This window comes from Thermus thermophilus (genome assembly GCF_019974155.1).
Taxonomy (GTDB): Bacteria; Deinococcota; Deinococci; order Deinococcales; family Thermaceae; genus Thermus; species Thermus thermophilus_C.
The window spans coordinates 1,269,269-1,287,345 of sequence record NZ_AP025158.1 but is presented as its reverse complement, the minus strand read 5'-3'; the positions used below and the strand labels follow the sequence as shown (position 1 = coordinate 1,287,345).

The 18,077-nt window shown below is 70.8% G+C and carries 18 protein-coding genes; 5 read left to right on the top strand and 13 right to left on the bottom strand.

Annotation, left to right across the window (positions count from 1 at the left end):
* Positions 1 to 6: 6 nt before the first annotated feature.
* Genes TthTMY_RS06925 through TthTMY_RS06915 form a run of 3 tightly spaced genes read right to left on the bottom strand, consistent with a single transcriptional unit; the run spans position 7 to position 2,156 of the window.
* On the bottom strand, positions 7 to 672 hold the full coding sequence (locus TthTMY_RS06925) for a hypothetical protein (protein WP_096410747.1): 666 nt from the start codon (positions 670 to 672) through the stop codon (positions 7 to 9).
* Positions 672 to 1,112, bottom strand: coding sequence for a YqhA family protein (locus tag TthTMY_RS06920; protein ID WP_096410746.1), 441 nt, complete (start codon positions 1,110 to 1,112; stop codon positions 672 to 674). Before TthTMY_RS06920 ends, TthTMY_RS06925 begins: the two co-directional genes overlap by 1 nt.
* Before the next feature lie 9 nt (positions 1,113 to 1,121).
* Positions 1,122 to 2,156, bottom strand: a complete 1,035-nt coding sequence (locus TthTMY_RS06915) for a substrate-binding domain-containing protein (protein ID WP_223903118.1) — start codon at positions 2,154 to 2,156, stop codon at positions 1,122 to 1,124.
* A 92-nt stretch (positions 2,157 to 2,248) separates the two neighbouring features.
* On the opposite strand from TthTMY_RS06915, the gene TthTMY_RS06910 reads away from it, so the two are divergent.
* The 5 genes from TthTMY_RS06910 to purD are packed head-to-tail and all read left to right on the top strand — an operon-like array spanning position 2,249 to position 6,617.
* Entirely contained in the window at positions 2,249 to 2,782 is a 534-nt protein-coding gene (locus tag TthTMY_RS06910) for a glycerol-3-phosphate acyltransferase (RefSeq protein WP_096410745.1), read from the top strand.
* Between the two features lie 9 nt (positions 2,783 to 2,791).
* Positions 2,792 to 3,586, top strand: coding sequence for a fumarylacetoacetate hydrolase family protein (locus TthTMY_RS06905; protein ID WP_223903117.1), 795 nt, complete (start codon positions 2,792 to 2,794; stop codon positions 3,584 to 3,586).
* The gene (locus tag TthTMY_RS06900) at positions 3,580 to 4,479 is read left to right on the top strand and encodes an MBL fold metallo-hydrolase (RefSeq protein ID WP_223903116.1); all 900 of its coding nucleotides are present in this window, start codon (positions 3,580 to 3,582) and stop codon (positions 4,477 to 4,479) included. The genes TthTMY_RS06905 and TthTMY_RS06900 overlap by 7 nt, the downstream gene beginning before the upstream one ends.
* On the top strand, positions 4,480 to 5,367 hold the full coding sequence (purN, locus tag TthTMY_RS06895; RefSeq protein ID WP_172844625.1) for a phosphoribosylglycinamide formyltransferase: 888 nt from the start codon (positions 4,480 to 4,482) through the stop codon (positions 5,365 to 5,367).
* Positions 5,364 to 6,617: a phosphoribosylamine--glycine ligase gene (gene purD / locus TthTMY_RS06890; protein ID WP_096410744.1), complete on the top strand. Its 1,254-nt coding sequence runs from the start codon at positions 5,364 to 5,366 to the stop codon at positions 6,615 to 6,617. Before purN ends, purD begins: the two co-directional genes overlap by 4 nt.
* Here purD and TthTMY_RS06885 read toward each other — a convergent pair.
* The 10 genes from TthTMY_RS06885 to TthTMY_RS06840 all read right to left on the bottom strand — a co-directional run bounded on the left by TthTMY_RS06885 (position 6,607) and on the right by TthTMY_RS06840 (position 18,053).
* Positions 6,607 to 8,481 (bottom strand): 3'-5' exonuclease, encoded by a 1,875-nt coding sequence (locus TthTMY_RS06885; RefSeq protein WP_096410743.1) that lies wholly within the window; start codon positions 8,479 to 8,481, stop codon positions 6,607 to 6,609. The two genes, purD and TthTMY_RS06885, sit on opposite strands and share 11 nt — an antisense overlap.
* Positions 8,478 to 8,840 (bottom strand): response regulator transcription factor, encoded by a 363-nt coding sequence (locus TthTMY_RS06880; protein WP_096410742.1) that lies wholly within the window; start codon positions 8,838 to 8,840, stop codon positions 8,478 to 8,480. The genes TthTMY_RS06885 and TthTMY_RS06880 overlap by 4 nt, the downstream gene beginning before the upstream one ends.
* Positions 8,812 to 11,313: an ATP-binding protein gene (locus TthTMY_RS06875; RefSeq protein WP_223903115.1), complete on the bottom strand. Its 2,502-nt coding sequence runs from the start codon at positions 11,311 to 11,313 to the stop codon at positions 8,812 to 8,814. Before TthTMY_RS06875 ends, TthTMY_RS06880 begins: the two co-directional genes overlap by 29 nt.
* On the bottom strand, positions 11,310 to 11,486 hold the full coding sequence (locus TthTMY_RS06870) for a hypothetical protein (RefSeq protein WP_223903114.1): 177 nt from the start codon (positions 11,484 to 11,486) through the stop codon (positions 11,310 to 11,312). Before TthTMY_RS06870 ends, TthTMY_RS06875 begins: the two co-directional genes overlap by 4 nt.
* The gene (locus TthTMY_RS06865; RefSeq protein ID WP_223903113.1) at positions 11,483 to 13,240 is read right to left on the bottom strand and encodes a DUF294 nucleotidyltransferase-like domain-containing protein; all 1,758 of its coding nucleotides are present in this window, start codon (positions 13,238 to 13,240) and stop codon (positions 11,483 to 11,485) included. The genes TthTMY_RS06870 and TthTMY_RS06865 overlap by 4 nt, the downstream gene beginning before the upstream one ends.
* Complete coding sequence (locus tag TthTMY_RS06860; RefSeq protein WP_011172912.1) at positions 13,212 to 13,565, bottom strand: hypothetical protein; 354 nt, start codon at positions 13,563 to 13,565, stop codon at positions 13,212 to 13,214. Before TthTMY_RS06860 ends, TthTMY_RS06865 begins: the two co-directional genes overlap by 29 nt.
* A gap of 54 nt (positions 13,566 to 13,619) precedes the next feature.
* Positions 13,620 to 15,293, bottom strand: a complete 1,674-nt coding sequence (locus TthTMY_RS06855; RefSeq protein WP_096410741.1) for a sodium:solute symporter family protein — start codon at positions 15,291 to 15,293, stop codon at positions 13,620 to 13,622.
* 9 nt (positions 15,294 to 15,302) lie between these two features.
* A complete protein-coding gene (locus TthTMY_RS06850; RefSeq protein WP_096410740.1) occupies positions 15,303 to 15,560 on the bottom strand; it encodes a DUF4212 domain-containing protein in 258 nt (85 codons plus the stop codon).
* Positions 15,561 to 15,802: 242 nt separating this feature from the next.
* A complete protein-coding gene (locus TthTMY_RS06845; protein ID WP_096410739.1) occupies positions 15,803 to 16,537 on the bottom strand; it encodes a YebC/PmpR family DNA-binding transcriptional regulator in 735 nt (244 codons plus the stop codon).
* Positions 16,506 to 18,053, bottom strand: coding sequence for a cation:proton antiporter family protein (locus tag TthTMY_RS06840; protein ID WP_096410738.1), 1,548 nt, complete (start codon positions 18,051 to 18,053; stop codon positions 16,506 to 16,508). The genes TthTMY_RS06845 and TthTMY_RS06840 overlap by 32 nt, the downstream gene beginning before the upstream one ends.
* Positions 18,054 to 18,077: the final 24 nt, after the last annotated feature.

Here is an 18,077-nt window from a genome sequence, read left to right as displayed (position 1 = left end):
CGGAGTCTACTCCCCTTCAAGGCGCCTGACCAGGGCCTCCACCTCTTTCCTCCGCCCCCCCACGCTCTTCTCGGGGAGGAGGTTTCGCAGGTAGCGGTCGGTGAGGAGGAGGTCCACGTAGGGGTAGACCGTGGCCGCCATCACCGCGTCCAGGAGGTCGGAGGGGCGGGGCCTGCGCTGGGGGTCGGAGGCCATCCGGGCGAGGAGGCGGGCGAGGAGCCTGACGAAGGGCACCTCCTCAAGCCCGGTCCGCTCCCGGACCTCCCTTAAGGCCAGGGCGTGGGCCTCCTCGTAGGGCAGGCCGCGAAGGGCCTCGGGAAGCCCCTGGAAGGGAGAGAGGTCCGCCGGGGTCTCCCAGCTTCCCTCCTCGGAGAGGAGGTCCTCCCGGTGGAGCCCCCGGCGCTGCCTTGCGGCCACCTCCTGCCAAGGCCGGACCCAGTAGCCCCCCGAGAGGGTGGCGAAGACCTCCTGGAGGGCGGGGAGGAGGTAGCCCGCCTTCTCCTCGGGGCCCCTCTGGGGAAAGAGGGTTTCCAGGACGTGGAAGGGGCTTGGGGGGGCGATGGCCCTCCCCTTGAGGGCCAGAAAGAGCCTGCCGAAGGCCTCGTGCCCCCTTTGCCCCAGGAGGTGCTTGGCCATGCGGCTGGCGTGGTTTTGGTCCAAATAGACCAGCACTACTCCCGGGCGGAGACCCAAAGGGCCCCGGCCAGGAGGGCGACCCCTCCCGCGAAGAGGAAGAAGTCCAGGGCCTCTTTGGGTTGGAAGGCGAGGGCCTTTTCAAAGAACTTCACCACCAGGATCATGACGATGACCTGGCCCAGCTTGGCCTTGAGGTCGGCGAGGCTTTTCACCATGAGGACGTTGTCCAGGGGGAGGTCCAGCTTGTGGATGAAAAGCTCAAAGAGGCCCAGGCTGAAGATGAGGAAGACGGCGGAGAGGAGGGCCAGGTCCACGGCGCCCACCAGGGCGGGGAGGGCGGCCTCGAGGCCCTGGGACAACCCCTTGACGGCCTCCAGGAGGGCGTGGAAGGCGAAGTAGAAGGAACCCAGCAACAAGCCCAGGACCGGGAGGACCATGACCCAGCGCACCCCGCGGGCGATTCCTTCCCACCCCATGGGTCTAGCTTACGGCACGTAGAGGGCGGCGGGCGGGGTGCCGGTGGAGGCCCGCTCCACGAGAACGGGCTCAAAGCGCACCTCCCGGGGCGGGCCCTGGTAGCCCCGCATCCTCTCCAAGAGGAGCTGGGCCGCCCGGGCCCCCATGGCCTCCACGGGCTGGGCGATGGTGGAAAGCCCCGCCTCCTCGGCGAAGGGGTGGCCGTCAAACCCCAGGACCCGCACGTCCCTCCCGGGGGTGAGGCCGAGCCTTGCCGCCTCTTCCAGGACCCCTAAGGCCACCTGGTCCGCCCCGGCGAAGACGTTGAGGGGCGGGGAGGCCTTCTCCAGGAAGTGGCGGAGGGCGAGGCGCCCCCCCTCCTGGGAGTGGCGGGTGGTGTAGAGCCGGTCGGGGGAGAAGGGGCGGCCGGCCTCCTCCAGGGCCTCCCGGAAGCCCGCCATCCGTTCGGCGAAGACCGTGCGGCGGAAGGCCCGGTCGGGCTCTTCCTCCACGGCGATGGCGAAGATGGGCCCCGGGAAGCGGGCGAGGTAGGCCCCGGCGAGCCTTCCCCCCAGGCGGTTGTCCAGGTAGACGGAGTCGTAGCGGGGGTTTTGCGCGTCCACCAGCACCACGGGGCGCTCGGTGGGCAACCTCCCTCCCTCAAAGTGCTCCGTGAGGTCGTAGGAGGCGAGGATGAGGCCGTCGGTGAGGTAGGCCAGGGTGGTGTTCTCCAGGTAGCGCTTAAGCCGGGCCAGGGAGAGGATGGGGAAGAGGGCAAGGTCGTAGCGCTGCTCCAGGAGGACGCCCTCAATCCCCTCCACGAGCCTGCGGTAGAACTCGGTGGCCACGAAGGGAAGGAGGACGCTCACCGTGTAGCTCCGCCCCCCTGCGATCCTGCGGGCGTGGGGGTTGGGCGCGTAGCCCAGCTCCTCCATGGCCCTGAGCACCCGGGCCCGGGTCTCGGGGCGCACCGCGGGGTGGTCGTTGAGGACCCGGCTCACGGTGCCGAGGCCCACGCCCGCCTTGGCCGCCACATCGTGGATGGTGGGCTTTTTGCGCTTCATCGTTCCCTCGGGTGGAAGCGATTCACGGAAACTTCCACTTCCTAGCATAGGCCACCCCGCCCAAGGGGGCAAGGCCCTGGTAAGATCCTCCCGTGGCCTACCTGGTTTTCGCCTACCTCGTGGGCTCCTTGGTGGCCGGGCTCCTCTTCTTCCCGGAGGTGCGGGGAAAGGACCTCCCCGGGGGCTCGGGGGTCTTCCGGAGGAAGGGGCCCTGGGCGGCCCTCCTCGCGGTGGCCTTTGACCTGGGCAAGGGGGCGCTGGTGGCCCTTTTGACCCCGGAGGCCTACCTTCCCTGGGCCGGGGCCTTGCTCGTGGCCGGACACACCTGGCCCGTTTTCTTCCGCTTTAGGGGCGGCGGCGGCATCGCCCCCTCCCTCGGCTTCTTCCTCGTCTGGCGGCCAGCGGAGACCTTCTGGGCCGCCCTCTTCGGCCTTGTTGTGGCGGGGCTTTACCACCTCCTCTTCTGGGGGAGGCGGCGCAAGGGGATCTACCCCATCCCCTTTGGGGCCATCTTCGGCTACCTCCTCCTCGTCTACACCCTCTCCGGGGAGGCGAGGCTTGGGGCGCTTCTCGTGGCGGGGGTCGTCCTCCTCCGGGGCCTGCAAATCCTGGCGGGCAGGTGGTAGCTTAGGGGCATGAAGATCCTGCGCTTCAACGAGGGGAGGTGGGGGGTCCTCGAGGGCGAGCTCGTCCTGGAGACGGACGGCCCCGGGGGGAACCCCACGGGAAGGCGGTACGACCTGGCCTCCGTCACCCTGCTGCCCCCGGCCACGCCCACCAAGATCGTCTGCGTAGGGCGGAACTACCGGGAGCACATCCGGGAGATGGGGCACGACTTCGGGGAGGACCTGCCCAAGGAGCCCGGCCTCTTCCTCAAGGGGCCCAACGCCCTGGCCCGGCCCGGGAACCCCAGGGACCCGTGGGGCACCGCCGAGCCCGTCCCCTACCCCTTTTTCACACAGGAGCTCCACTACGAGGGGGAGCTTGCCGTGGTCGTGGGGGATAGGATGCGCCGTGTTCCTCCGGAGAAGGCCCTGGACCACGTCCTGGGCTACACCATCGCCGTGGACATCACCGCCCGGGACGTGCAGAAGAAGGACCTCCAGTGGGTCCGGGCCAAGAGCGCCGACAAGTTCCTCCCCTTGGGCCCCTGGCTGGAAACCGATCTGGACCCCCAGAACACCTGGATCCGCACCTACGTGAACGGGGAGCTCCGCCAGGAGGGGCACACCTCCCAGATGATCTTCAGCGTGGCCGAGATCCTCGCCTACATCTCGGGCTTCATGACCCTGGAGCCTTTGGACGTGGTCCTCACCGGGACCCCCGAGGGCGTGGGGGCCCTGAGGCCCGGGGACCGGTTGGAGGTGGCCGTGGAGGGCGTGGGGACCCTCTTCACCCTCATCGGGCCCAAGGAGGAGAGGCCGTGGTGAAGGTCTTGGACCTCCACTTCCAGGGAGCGGAGCGCGTTATCGCGAGCTTCCTCCTGGACTCCGGGGAGGGGCCCGTCCTCGTGGAGACGGGGCCGGAAAGCTGCTACCCGCGGCTCGTGGAGGCCCTGCGGGCGGAGGGGGTGGCCCCCGAGGAGGTGCGCCACGTCTTCGTGACCCACATCCACCTGGACCACGCGGGGGCGGCCTGGCGCCTGGCGGAGCTTGGGGCCACGGTCTACGTCCACCCCAGGGGCGCCCCCCACCTCGTGGACCCCTCCCGGCTCCTCGCCTCGGCGGAAAGGATCTACGGGGACGGGCTCAAGGCCCTCTGGGGCGAGGTCCGGGGGATCCCGGAGGAGCGGGTGCGGCCCCTCGCCGACGGGGAGGTGGTGGCCCTGGGCGGCCTCGAGGTCCAGGCGGTGGAGACGCTGGGGCACGCTTCCCACCACCACGCCTACCGGGTGGGGGACCTCGTCTTCACCGGGGACATCGCCGGGGTGCGCATCGCCCCCGGGCCGGTCCTCCCCCCTACCCCGCCCCCCGACATCCACCTGGAAAGCTGGTACGCCTCCTTGGACCGCCTCCTCGCCCTGCGGCCCAAGGCCCTCTACCTCACCCACTTCGGCCCCTACGAGGACGTGGAGGCCCACCTCCAAGCCCTCAGGGAGACCCTGGAGGCCTGGGCGGGCTGGGTGCTGCACCGCCTGAAGGAAGGGCTTTCCGAGGAGGAGATGGTCCGGCGCTTTGAGGCCTACTGGCACGAGGGCCTTAGGGGGGCCGGGGTGGACGAGGCGGGCATGCGCCTCTACGCCCTCGCCGACCCCCCCTTCATGAACCTCCAGGGCCTCGTGCGCTACTGGCGGAAGCACCACCCGGAGGCTTTGGAGGGTTAGGTGACGCCCTTTCCCTTGGGGCGGCCCGCTCGGATGGCCGTCTTCGCCTCCGGGCGGGGGACGAACCTCGAGGCCCTCCTCCAGGCCTTCCCCAAGGGGCACCCCTTGGGGGAGGTGGTCCTGGTCCTCTCCGATAACCCCGAGGCCTTCGCCCTGGAGCGGGCGAGGAGGCGGGGGGTGGAGGCGGTGGCCCTCCCCTGGCGGGGGCGGCGGGCCTTTGAGGAGGAGGCCTTGGGGCTTTTGGCGGAGAGGAGGGTGGACCTCGTCCTCCTCGCGGGCTTCATGCGCCTCCTCTCCCCCCGGTTCGTGGAGCCCTGGTACGGCCGCCTCCTCAACGTCCACCCCTCCCTCCTCCCCGACTACCCGGGGCTTCACGTGCACCGGCGGGTCCTGGAGGCGGGGGAAAGGGAGACGGGCTCCACCGTTCACTTCGTGGACCAGGGGATGGACACGGGGCCCATCCTCCTCCAGGGGCGGGTACCCGTCCTCCCCGGGGACACGCCGGAGACCCTGGAGGCCCGCGTCCTCCGCCTGGAGCACCGGCTTTACCCCAAGGCCGTCCGCCTCCTCCTCCGGGGGCTCGCCTTCCCCCCGCCCCCGGACCTCGAGGCCCGGCTCGGGCGGGAGGCGGCGGGGGCCTTCCTGGCCCTCTCCCCGCGGGAAAAGCCCCTCTACCTCAGGGCCTGGGCCCTCCTTCGCGCCTGGGGGCGGGAGGCGCTGGTGGGCCCCGCCTTTTTGGGCCAAGGGGGGGAGTGGGGCCGGGGCGCCTTCCTCGCCGCCCACCTCCTCGCCGGGCCCAGCCCCGTCCTCCTGGAGGAGGTGGCGGGGCTTCCCGGGGAGGTTCGGGCCCGGGTGGAGGAGGCGTTGCAGGTAGAATCCTCACCATGAAGGTCCTCGTGGTGGGCAGCGGGGGGCGGGAGCACGCCCTCCTTTGGAAGGCGGCCCAAAGCCCAAAGGTGAAGCGGCTTTACGCCGCCCCCGGAAACGCCGGGATGGAGGCCCTGGCCGAGCTCGTCCCCTGGAACGGGGACGTGGAGGCCCTGGCGGACTGGGCCCTCGCCGAAGGCATAGACCTCACCCTGGTGGGCCCGGAAGCCCCCCTGGTGGAGGGGATCGCCGACGCCTTCCAGGCCCGGGGGCTTTTGCTTTTCGGCCCCACACAGAAGGCGGCCATGATTGAGGGCTCCAAGGCCTTCGCCAAGGGCCTCATGGAGCGCTACGGCATCCCCACGGCCCGCTACCGGGTCTTCCGGGAGCCCCTGGAGGCCCTGGCGTACCTGGAGGAGGTGGGGGTGCCCGTGGTGGTCAAGGACTCGGGGCTCGCCGCGGGGAAGGGGGTTACGGTGGCCTTTGACCTGCACCAGGCCAAGCAGGCCGTGGCCAACATCCTGAACCGGGCCGAGGGGGGGGAGGTGGTCATAGAGGAGTACCTGGAGGGGGAGGAGGCCACGGTCCTCGCCCTCACCGACGGAAAGACCGTCCTTCCCCTCCTCCCTTCCCAAGACCACAAGCGCCTTTTGGAGGGGGACCAGGGCCCCATGACGGGGGGGATGGGGGCCGTGGCCCCTTACCCCATGGACGAGGCCACCCTAAGGCGGGTGGAGGAGGAGATCCTTAAGCCCCTCCTCCGGGGCCTCCGGGCGGAGGGGGTGGTCTACCGGGGGGTGGTCTACGCCGGCCTCATGCTCACCCGGGAAGGCCCCAAGGTCCTGGAGTTCAACGCCCGCTTCGGCGACCCCGAGGCCCAGGCGGTTCTGCCCCTTCTGGAGGGCGACCTCGTGGAGCTTGCCCTGAAGGTCGCCGAGGGAAGGCTTGCGGGGACGAAGCTTTCCTGGAGGGAAGGGGCTTCGGCCTGCGTGGTCCTCGCCGCCCCGGGCTACCCCGAAAGCCCCAGGAAGGGGATCCCCCTCCACGTCCCCGAGCCCCCGCAAGGGGTCTTGGTCTTCCACGCGGGGACGCGGCGGGAAGGGGGGCGCCTGGTGAGCGCCGGGGGGCGGGTCTTGAACGTGGTGGGCCTGGGGAGGGACCTCAAAGAGGCCCTGGAGCGGGCTTACGCCTACATCCCCCAGGTGGGCTTTCCCGGGGCGGTGTACCGGAGGGACATCGGCCGAAGGGCCCTCGCCCGGCTCAGTACCTGAGCCGGGCCAAGGGGAGGCGGCGGCAGGCTTCCACCACGTCCCATAGCCGCTTAAGCCCCCGCTCAAAGAGGAGGGGCTGCATCCTCACGAAGACCTCCGCCGTCATCAGGGCGTCGCCCAGGGCGGTGTGCCGCCCGGTGGCGGGGACGCCGAAGCGGTGGGCCAGGGCCTCGAGGCGGTAGTCCTTGAGGTCGGGGAAGAGGAGCTGGGCGAGGAGGAGGGTGTCCAGGAGCGGGGGCTGGTCCAGGCCCGCCCGGCGCAGGAAGGCCAGGTCAAAGGCCCCGTTGTGGGCCACGAGCACCGTGTCCTGGACGAAGGCGCGGAAGGCGGGGAGGACCGCCTCCAAGGGGGGCTTGTCCCGGAGCATCTCCGCCGTGAGGCCGTGGACCGCCGTGGCCGCGGGGGAGATGGGGCGCCCCGGGTTCACCAGGGCCTCAAACGCCTCCTGCCGCAGGACCCTCCGGCCCAGGACATGGACCCCGCCGAGGGCCACCACGGCGTCTTGCTCGGGGTCCAGGCCCGTGGTTTCCAGGTCAAAGGCGGTGTAGAGGAGCTGGTCCAGGGGGACGTCCTCCAGGCCCGGCGGCACCTGGAGGAGGGTGAGGTCGTAGACCAGGGCCCTGGGGGCGGGGGTCTCTTTTAGGGCCTCGGAGGGCGCTTTGCGGGCGGGGAGGAGGAGGACGAGCCGGTTTCCCTCCCGCCAAAGGCTTCCCGTGGCCTCGGCGGCCTCGGCGAGGAGGGGGTGGGGCCTGGGGGCTTCCCGGGGGAGGAGGACGGTGAGCCGGAAGAGCCCCTCCCCCTCGGCTCCTCCCCGGAGGAAGACCTCCTCCGTGCCCTCCAAGGTCTTGGCGAGCCCCTCCGCCAGGGCGAAGGTGTCCGCCTGGACGAGAAGCCCTTCCGCCTCCGGCTCCAGGGTCCACCCGGGGGTGAGGGCGAGCCGCGCCTCCAGGCGGCCCGCCAAAAGGCGGAGGAGGTCCTGGGCCAGCACCTCCTCGTGGGGGCTTGGGGTGAGGTCCTGGAGGAGGCCTTGGATCTCGTCCAGGGCCTCCCGGGCCACCTGGAGAAGCCGCTTCGCCTCCCCGGAGGCCTCCCTTTCCAGCACCTCCACCAGGGCCCGGACCCCCGCCGCCTTGTCCTTGAGGCGGTGGAGCCGCTCCCGGCTCGGCCCTTCGGGGAGGGCCTCCTCCAGGAGGAGGAGAAACCCCTCCTCCAAGGCCCGCGCCTTCAGGCGCAAAGGCCCCTTGGGGCCCTGGACCAGGAAGGCGGCCTGGGGCAGGGACTGGGCGTGGAGGAGGAGGGACCGGTCCAGGAGGCCGAAGAGGCTTTTCCCCACCCCGAGCCCCTCGCCCAGAAGGGCCCGGGCCTTGGGGTTGTAGAGGAGGACGAGCCCCCGCTCGTCCGAAAGCACCACCCCCTGGGGAAGCTGGGCCAGGACCCGGGCGAGGCGCTCCCGCTCCGCCTCCACCAGGTCCTTGGCCTGGGCCGCCTCCTCCTTAAGCCTTTGCTCCAGCCTTTCCTTTTCCTCCGCCAGCCGGTTGATGAGCCGGGCCAGGTGGCGCAGTTCCCAAGGCCCCCGGGGGGTGAGGCGGTGCCCGGGGTGGGCGAGGAGCACCTCGCTTTCCTGCCCCAAGGCCCGGGTCAAGGCCAGGTAGCCCAGGAAGGGCGGGTAGAGGAGGAGGGAAAGCGCCCCCAGGAGGAGGAGGCCGGTGAAGAGGGGCACCATGGGCCGGGCCCGCACCGCTTCCCAAAGGGCGGCCTGGGCCTCGGGGTTGCCCTCCAGGAGGAGGAAGAGGCCGAGGGCGAGGCTTCCCCCCACCAGGAGGAGGCCGAGGAGGAGGGCGCCGAGGAAGCGGAGGGCGTTCATCCTTCCTCCAGGAGGCGGCGCGCCTCCGCCATGAGGTCCTGGACGCCGAAGGGTTTGGCCAGGAAGGCGTCCGCCCCCAAGGCCTTGGCCTTGGCCCGGTCCGCCTCCCGTCCTCTGGCGGTGAGGACCAGGACTTTGGGGGCGGGGGTGCGGGCTTTGAGGGCCTCGAGGACCTGGAACCCGTCCACCCCGGGGAGCATGAGGTCCAGGACCACGAGGGCGTAGGGCCTCTCGGCGAGGCGGCTTAGGGCCTCCTCCCCCGTCCTCGCCAGCTCCACCCGGTGCCCGGCCTTGCGAAAGAGGAACTCCAGGGGAACCAGGATGCTTTCCTCATCGTCCACGATCAGCACCTCGGCCATGGCCTCCCTCCAAGGGTAACGCGAAGACGAAGACCCCGCCTTCCCCGTCTTCCAAAAAGACCCGCCCGCCCAGGGCCTCCGCCAGCCTCCGGGCGATGGCGAGGCCCAGGCCCGTCCCCCCGGCGTAGCTCTGAAAGGGGGCGAAGATGTGTTCCCTCAGGGCCTCGGGGACCCCGGGGCCGTCGTCCACCACGCGGAAGCGGGCCTCCCCCGCTTCCATGCGAAGCTCCAGGACCACCCGGCTTCGGGCGTGGCGCAGGGCGTTGGCGAGGAGGTTGAGGAGGACCTGGAGAGCCCGGTCCCGGTGGGTCTGGACCCGGAGGGGCTGGAGCCGGGCCTCGAGGCGGAGGCCCCGCTCCCGGGCCAGGGGCTCCGAGAGGGCCAGGGCCTCCTGGGCCAGGGCCTCCAGGTCCGCGGGGGCCGGGGGCTCCTCGGGGCGGGCCTCCAGGCGGGTGTAGGCCAGGATCTCCTCCACGAGCCGGGAGAGGCGGGCCGCCTCCTGGGCGAGGAGGGCGGTGAAGCGCCGCCTTTCCTCCTCCCCCACCTCCCCCTGGGCCAGAATCTCCGCCAGGGCCCGCACCGCGGTGAGGGGGGTCTTGAGCTCGTGGGAGACGGTGGCGAGGAACTCGTCCTTCAGGCGGTCCATCTCCTCCAGGCGGCGGTAGGCGGCCTCCAGTTCGCGCTGGGCGGCCTCCAGGGCCTGGGCGTAGGCCCGCACCCGTTGCGACTCCCGGGCCGCCGCCTCCACCGCCTCCCTGGGGACCTCCCGGGTGGCGGAGAGGAGGAGGAGGCGGGCGGTGGCGGGCCCCAGGGCCCCGGCGAGGAGGGCCTCCGCCCGCTCGGCGAGGCGCTCCGCCTTGTCGGGCCCCTTGAGGGTCCTCGCGTAGGCCCTCAGGCTTTCCCGGGCCTCGGGGCCCAGGAACCTCTCCAGGAGGTCGGCCAGGGCCTCCTCCTCCCCGGCCCGGCCGGAGGGCGGGGGGGAGGGGGGTTGCCGTAAGGAGACGAGGAGGTGGAGCCCCGTGTTCGTGAGGAGGCTCGCCAGGAAGCCGTGGACCACGGGGTCAAGCCCCCGCACCCCAAAAAGCCCCTCCGGGTGGAGGAAGGAGGGCAGGGCGGCGAAGAGGTCCTCGGGGAGCCACCCGGAGCGGACGAGGGCGGGCAGGAGGAGGGTGTAGGCCCAGACCAGGATGCCCCCGAAAAGGCCCGCGAGGGCCCCTTCCCGGGTGCTTCCCGGCCAGAAGAGGCCGAGGAGCCCCGCCGGGGCGAGCTGGGCCACGGCCACGAAGGAGATGAGCCCCATGCCCACCAGGGCGTAGGCCTCCCCCGCCAGGCGGAAGTAGAGGTAGGCGAGGAGGAGGACGGCGAGGATCGTCCCCCGCCGGAAGAGGAGGAGGCGCCCGAGGGCTTGGCGTCGGAGGAGGAGGGGAGCGAGGAGGTGGTGGGAGACGAGGATGGAGAGGGCGAGGGTCTCCACCACCACCATGGCCGTGGCCGCCGAGACCCCGCCCAAAAAGGCGAGGAAGGCCAGGGCCGCGCCGCCCTCCCGGGCCACGGCGAGGACGTAGAGGTCGGGGGGCACCTCCGGGTGGTGCAGGCGGCCCAGGAGGGCCAGGGGCAGGATGGGCAAGTTCAGAAGGAGGAGGTAGAGGGGGAAGGCCCAGGAGGCCAGGGCCAGGTGGCGCTCGTCCGTGTTTTCCACCACGGCCACGTGGAACTGCCGGGGGAGGAAGAGGAAGGCGAGGAGGGCGAGGAGGGTGAGGCCCGTCCAGGCCAGGTGGCCCTCGAGGCCCTGGGGGGGGAGGAGGAGGGGGTCAAGGCCCCGGCGGACGGCCTCGCGGAAGGGCTCGGTCCCGTGCCCAAGGAGGGCGTAAAGGCCCAGGGCCAGCATGGCGAAGAGCTTCACCCCTCCTTCAAAGGCCACGGCCAGGACCAGGCCCCGGTGCCGCTCCGTGGGGTCCAGGCGGCGGGTGCCGAAGAGGACGGTGAAGAAGGCGAGGAGGAGGGCGGTGTAGAGGGCCACGTCCCCCAGGGGGCGCGCCTCCCCGCTCAGGAAGAGGAAGGCCTGGGCGATGGCCTTGAGCTGGAGGGCGAGGTAGGGGAGGAGGCCGAGGACGAGAAACCCCGCGGCCACCGCCCCCAAGAGGGGGTCCCGGCCGTAGCGCAGGTAGAGGAAGTCGGCCCAGGAGGTGAGGCGGTGGGCCCGGGCCAGGCGCAGAAGGCGCAGGTGGAGAAGGGGCCAGAGGGCCAGGGCCAGGGTGGGCCCCAGGTAGATGGTGAGGAAGAGGGGCCCCGAGGTGGCGGCCCAGCCGGCGCTGCCGAAGAAGGTCCAGGCGGTGGCGTAGACCCCCAGGGAGAGGGTGTAGGTCCAGGGGCTTTGGAAGAGGCGCCCTCCCCGTTCTTCCCCCAGGCGGGCGAGGAGGAAGAGGAGGCCCAGGTAGAGGAAGAGGCCGGCGAGGAGGGCTTCCGGGCTCATGGCCTCCTGGCGTTGAGGAAGAGGAGGAGGAGGAACCCTGCCCAGGCGAGGAAGAGGTAGAGGTAGAAGGGCGGGAGCCCCCCGGGTCCTAAAGGCTCGCGGAAGAAGAGGGCGAAGGGGGAGGCGAAGAGGAGGAGGCCGAGGAGGAAGAGGACCAGGCTTCGCGCCTTCATAGCCGGATCTGGAAGCGGAGGGCCAGGGCCTCCTGGGCCTCGAGGATGGCGTGGAACCCCTCGAGGGCCCGGCGCCTCTCCAGGGGGGAGAGGGCCTTGTAGACCACACGGTTGCCCGGGGGCCTGCCCTCCTTCAGGGCCTGGAGCTGGGCCTTGAGGCGGAGGTGGAAGAAGAAGGCGTAGGCTTCTTCCAGCCTCTCGGCGAGCTCCAGGCTCAAGGCCCCCTTCTCTGCCCCCTGCTTAAGCCGCTCCGGGGTACGCCGCGCGGGGCTTCCCGCCATGAGGGCGTAGACCCGGGCGAGGCTCACGATGGGGGCGAGGGCGTGCCGCTTGAGGTCAAGAAACCCCTCCTCCGTGCGCACCCGGCCGAAGAGGCCCAAGGGCGGGCGGAAGGCGAGGGCCGCCTGGGCCAGGTGGTAGAGGAAGACCCCGGCCTTGGCCTTCTCCTGGATGAGCCGCTCCAACGCCGCCAGGGAGAGGGTCCCTCCCACGGGGCGGAGGTCAAAGAAGATCTGGGCGTCCAGGAGGGCCTGGGGCTCGGGGGCTTCCATCCAGCGGGCGAAGACCTCCTGCCAGCGGGCGAGGCTCAGGCGCCAGCGGGTGGCCATGTACCCTCCGGGGCAGGGAGGGATGCCCGCCGCCACGAGCCCCTCCACCACCCGCTCGGCCAGGGCCTGGAAGTAGGCCTCGTGCCCCTCCTCGGCCAGGGCCAGGGCGTTGTCCTGGTCGGTGAGGAGGGCCTGTTCCTTCCTGCCCTCGGAGCCGAAGACGAAGAAGGCGTAGGGGACGGGCGGGGGGCCCAAGGTCCGCTCCGCTTCCTGGAGGAGGCGGCGGATCAGGGCGTCGTTCAGCCCCGCCACCACCCGCCCGATCTCCAAGGCGGGGACCCCCGCCTGGAACAGGCCCGCCACCAGCCGGGCCACCTCCTCCCCGTAGCGGGCGAGCTCCAGCCGTTCCACCCGCCGGAGGAGGGCCAGGGGGCTTTGCGCCTGGTGGGCGAGGAGGTCCGTGTGGGTGACCACCCCCACCACCTCCTCCCCCCGGGTGAGGGGGAGGTGGTGGATCCGGCGCTCCAGCATGGCGGCCACCGCCTCCAGGAGGGGGGTGTCGGCGGGGAGGGTGAAGGTGGGCCGGGTGGCCACCTGGCTCACCGGGGTGGAGGGGGGAAGCCCCTCGGCCAGGACCCGGTTCCTCAGGTCCCGGTCCGTGAGGATGCCCAGGGGTTCCCCCCGGACGAGGAGGCTGGAGATCCCCTCCTCCCGCATGCGCCGGGCCGCCTCCTCCACGGAGGCGTTGGGGTCCACGAAGACGGGGGGGCGTTGCACCAGCTCCCCCACGGGCCGGGCAAGGCCCGGCTCCAGGACCCTCTCCGGCCGCAGCCTGAGGCGCTCCGCCACCCCCCGGCCGAAGAAGCGGGCCGCCTCGGGGTAGGCGAGGAGGGCCTCAAAGGCCTCCTTGGGGAAGCGGAGGAGGCGGGTCTTCCCCCGGGCCCGCACGGTGAAGACGGGGCTCGCCCCGGAAAGCAGGGAGGGGTAGCCGAAGAAGCTCCCGGGGCCGAGCCGCTCCACCTCCTCGCCCTCTTCCTCCAGGGCCACCTCCCCCTCGAGGACCAGGTAGAGGTGGGTCGCGGGGGGGCCTTGGGCCTCGAGGAGGACCTCCCCCTCTTCGGCCACGACCTCCTCCCCCCGGGCGAGGAAGGCCCGGGCCGCCTCCTCGGGGAGGGCGTCAAGGGGTGGAGGAAGGGGCCTTTCCATAGTCGGGGGTGAGCCAGGCCAGGAGGGGCACCAGGTAGGGCAGGGCCACCTGGGCCTGGAGGAGGACGAGGAGGCCGATGCCCAGCATGAAGGCCGGGGGCAGGAGGACGAAAAGCCGCACCACCCGGCCAAGCCCGGGAGGGGGGAGGGGCCAGACCCGGTGGTAAAGCGCCCCAAGCCCCACCCCCGCCCCTGCCCCGAGGGCCAGGTGGAGGAGGGTGGTGGGCGTGGGGAAGGGGAAACCCAAGAGGTAGTGGCCGAGGAGGTAGAAGGCGAAGAGAAGGGAGAGGCTTCCCAGGTAGAACCTTAGGTAAAGGAGGGGCATGGCCTCAGTTTAGAACCCCATCCCGGCTTCCCGGGATGGGGCCTTCCCTCAGGCTTAGTGCTCCAGGGCCGAGCCCGCGCTCCCCTTGGGGATGCGGATCTCGTCCACCAGGCGCTGGATCTCCTGGGGAGGCGGCGGCGTGGCCCGGGAGACCAGGTAGGCCACCACGAAGTTGAGGAGCATCCCGATGCTGCCGATGCCCTCGGCGGTGATGCCGAAGACGAAGTTGGGCCAGCCCAGGTACTTGGTGCCGATGATGTAGCTGGCGGTGAAGACCAGCCCCACGATCATCCCGGCCACCGCCCCCTGCATGTTCATCCGCCGGTCAAAGATCCCGAGGAGGATGGCGGGGAAGAAGGTGCTCGCGGCGAGCCCGAAGGCGAAGGCCACGAGCTGGGCGATGAAGGCGGGCGGGTTGATGCCGAAGGGGGCCGCCAAGACCACCACCAGGAAGATGACCACCCGGGCGATGAGGAGCTTGGTGGCCTCGGAGGCCCCCGGGTTGATGAGCCGGGTGTAGAGGTCGTGGCTGATGGCGCTGGCGATGACGATGAGGAGCCCCGCCGCCGTGGAAAGCGCCGCGGCCAGGCCCCCTGCGGCCACCAGGCCCACGATGAAGGGGGCGAGCTTGGCCACCTCCGGGGTGGAGAGGACGATGATGTCCCGGTCTATGGTCACCTCGTTCACCTGGGGGTCCCCGCTCATCTGCAGGATGCCGTCCCCGTTCTTGTCCTCAAGCTTCAGGAGGCCCGTCTTCTCCCACTTCTGGACCCAGTCAATCTGGCGCACCTCCTCCAGGGGCTTGTTGGCCAGGGTGTTCAGGAGGTTGTACTTAGAGAAGACGGCGATGGCGGGGGCGGTGGTGTAGAGGAGGCCGATGAAGATCAAGGCCCAGCCCGCGCTCCAGCGGGCGTCGGAGGCCTTGGGCACCGTGTAGAAGCGGATGATCACGTGGGGCAGGCCCGCCGTCCCCACCATCAGGGTCAGGGTGATGAGGAAGACGTTGAGGGCGGAGAGGTTCTGGAAGGGGGCGACGTACTCCTTGAAGCCGAGCTCCACCTGGAGCTCGCTCAGCCGCACGGCGAAGTCGCTGAAGGTGAAGGCGAGCTGGGGGATGGGGTTGCCGGTGAGGAGGTTGGCGAGGGCGATGCCCATGATGAGGTAGGCGGTGATGAGGACCACGTACTGGGCCACCTGGGTCCAGGTGATCCCCTTCATCCCGCCCAGCACGGCGATGAAGGCGGTGACCAGCACCGCCGCCCAGACCCCCGTGGCCACGTCCACCCCCAGGTAGCGGGAGAGGACGATGCCCACGCCCCGGAGCTGGGGCACGGCGTACACAAAGGAGACGAAGATGGCGGCGATCACCGCCACCACCCGGGCCAGGTTGGAGTAGTACCGGTCCCCGACGAACTCGGGCACGGTGTAGCGGCCGAACTTCCGGAGGTAGGGGGCGAGGAGGAGGGCGAGGAGCACGTACCCCCCCGTCCAGCCCATGAGGTAGACGGCCCCGTCAAAGCCCAGGAAGCTGATGAGGCCCGCCATGGAGATGTAGCTCGCCCCCGACATCCAGTCGGCGGCGGTGGCGGCCCCGTTGGCCACGGGGGGCACGCCGCGGCCTGCCACGTAGAAGCCCGCAGTTTCCCGCACCCGGGCCCAGTAGCCGATTCCGAGGTAGAGGGCGAAGCTCAGGATGACGATGGTCCAGGTCCACACCTCAACGCTCATGGTTCCCTCCTAGTCCGCCACGCCGTACTCCCGGTCCAAGGCCTGCATCCGCGCCGCGTAGACGAAGATCAGCACGATGAAGACGTAGATGCTCCCCTGCTGGGCGATCCAGAAGCCCAAGGGAGGCCCGCCGAAGAGGCGGATGCCGTTCAGGGCGGGGGCGAGGAGGATGCCCAGCACGTAGGCCACCACCGCCCAGACCACGAGGAGGTTCCGGATAAGGCTTAGGTTCTTGGCCCAATACGCTTCCAGGTGCTCCCGGTCCATAAGCTCCTCCCCCCGCGAGGAAACGCCTCAGGGTCTTTCCCCTAGGTGGGGTGCCTCTTCCTCGCGGTTAGGGGAAGCTTAGGGTAGGGTGCGGGGGGCGGTCAAGAAAAGCCCCTTTTGCGGTTATGCGCAAAAGGGGTGGGTTTTGCCTCCCATACCGAAGCCCCCAGGCGGGGGCTTCGGCCAAAAATCCCCGGGCCCCTTAGCCAGGGGCCCGTGTTGCGGAGCCCGGGCGTGGGGGCTTAAGCCTCCACCTGCAGGCTTTCGGGGTCCAGGTTGGTGTAGACGTGTTGGACGTCGTCCAGGTCTTCCAGGGCCTCCACGAGCCGCATCACCTTCTGGGCCTCCTCCGGGGGGAGGGCGACGGTGTTCTGGGGGTGCTGCACCACCTCCACCGCCTCTACCCGCACCCCCTTGGCCTTCAGGGTCTCGGCGATCCGGTAGGCCTCCGTGGGCTCGGTGTAGACGGTGAGGTTTTCCCCTTCCTCCTCCAGGTCCAGGGCGCCAAGCTCAATGGCTGCCTCCTGGGCCGCCTCGGTGTTCTCGCAGACGATCACGCCCCGCCGCTCAAACTGCCAGGCCACGCTCCCCGTGGTGCCCAGGGAGCCCCCGTGCTTGCTGAAGACGTGGCGCACCTCGCTTGCGGTGCGGTTGCGGTTGTCGGTGAGGGCGTAGACCAAAAGGGCCACCCCGCCGGGGGCGTACCCCTCGTAGACGATCTCCTCGTACTGCTCGGCGCCTTCCCCGCCGCCTTGGAGTTTCTGCAGGAGGCGCTCAATGTTCTCCATGGGCACGTCGTCGGCCCGGGCGGCCTCAATGGCGTTTCTCAGCTGGACGTTGGCCTCGGGGTAAGGGCTTCCCCCGGCGCGGGCCGCCGCCTGGATGGCCCGCAGGTGCTTGGAGATGAGCTTGCCGCGCTTTAAGTCGTTCGCGGCCTTCTTGCGCTTAATCTGAGCCCATTTGCTGTGACCGGCCATAGTTCACCTCACCCATTATAGCGAGGCTCTCCAGGACCCGCTCCCCGAGCCTTTCCCCCGCTTCTTGGAACGGATGGAAGATGAGGCGGGCCCCTTCCTGGGCCAGCACGGGGTCCTCCTCGGAGAAGTAGCTGGTGGCGGCCACAAGCCCCTGGAAGCCCCGCTCCTTGAGCCAGCGGGCGGCGAGGGCCTTGGCCTCCAGGTCCGGTAGGGCGAGGACCACGGCCTTAAGCCCCCTAAGGTCCAGCCTCTCCCAGAGCTCCGGGTCCTCGGCGTCGCCGTAGAGGACCCGGCGCCCTTTTTCCCGGTGCCTTTCCACCTTGGCGGGGTCGGCGTCCAGGCCCACGGGGGACTCCCCTTGGGCCTCGAGGACCCGGTAGACGGCGTCCCCCGTCCGCCCCATGCCCACCACGAGCACCGTGCCCTCGAGGCGCTCGGGCTCCGCGTCGGGGTGGCTCCCTGGCCGCTCCAGGCGGAGGAGGAAGGGCTCCAGGCGTTTGTAGAGGGTGTGGGTGTAACGGGCGAGCGGGGCGGACAGGGCCATGGAGAGGGCCACCGCCAAGGCCAGGGCGGAGAGGTCGGTGAAGAGGCCTGCCCGCTCCAGGGCCACCCCCACGATGAGGGCGAACTCGGAGTGGTTGCCCAGGTACATCCCCGCCACGAAGGCGGTGCGGGCCCGGTAGCCCACGAGGAGGAGGACGAGGAAGAAGAGGGGGGCCTTGAGGAGGGAGAGGAGGGTCAGGCCCGCGGCGAGGCCCAGGTCCAGGCCCTGAAGCCCTTCCCTCAGGCCGATGTCCAGGAAGAAGGCCACGAGGAAGGCCTCCTTGAGCGACCAAAGCCCCTTGGTGAGCTCGGCGCTCTTGGGGTGGCCCGAGAGGAGGGTCCCGGTGAGGAGGGCGCCGAGCTCGGGGGAAAGCCCCACCTGCCGGAAGAGTTCGCCGCCTCCCAGGGCCATGCCCAGGCCGAAGAGGACGAGGAGCTCCTCGTGGCCGCTTTTCTCCAGAAGCCAGGCCACCCCCTGGCGGAGGAGGGGCAAGAGGAGGACGAGGGCGGCCCAGGGGCTCACCCCCTCGCCCCCGTAGAGGGTGAGGAGGCCCACGGCCACCAGGTCCTGGAAGACCAGGATCCCGAGGGCGATCCTCCCGTGGTAGGAGGTGAGCTCCTTCTTGTCCTCCAGGACCTTGGCCACCAGGACCGTGCTGGAGAAGCCAAGGGCGATGGCCAGCGGGAGGTTTTTCGTGTAGAGGAAGGCGAGGGCGGCGAAGAGGCCGAGGTGGAGGCCCCCCGAGAGGAGCACCTTGGGGTCCAGGAGGTCCTTCAGGCGGAGCTTCAGCCCCACGCTGAAGAGGAGGAGGAGGACCCCGACCTCGGCGATCTGGTGGAGGAAGGCCGTCCCCCGGATGCCGGTCCCCGCGAGGAGGAACCCGGCAACCAGGTAGCCCACGAGGGGGGGGAGGGCGAGGCGGTTCGCCAGGAGGCCTAGGGCGAAGGCGGCGGTCACCCAGAGCGCTTCCACGCTTTCAGGGTACCAGACGCCTTT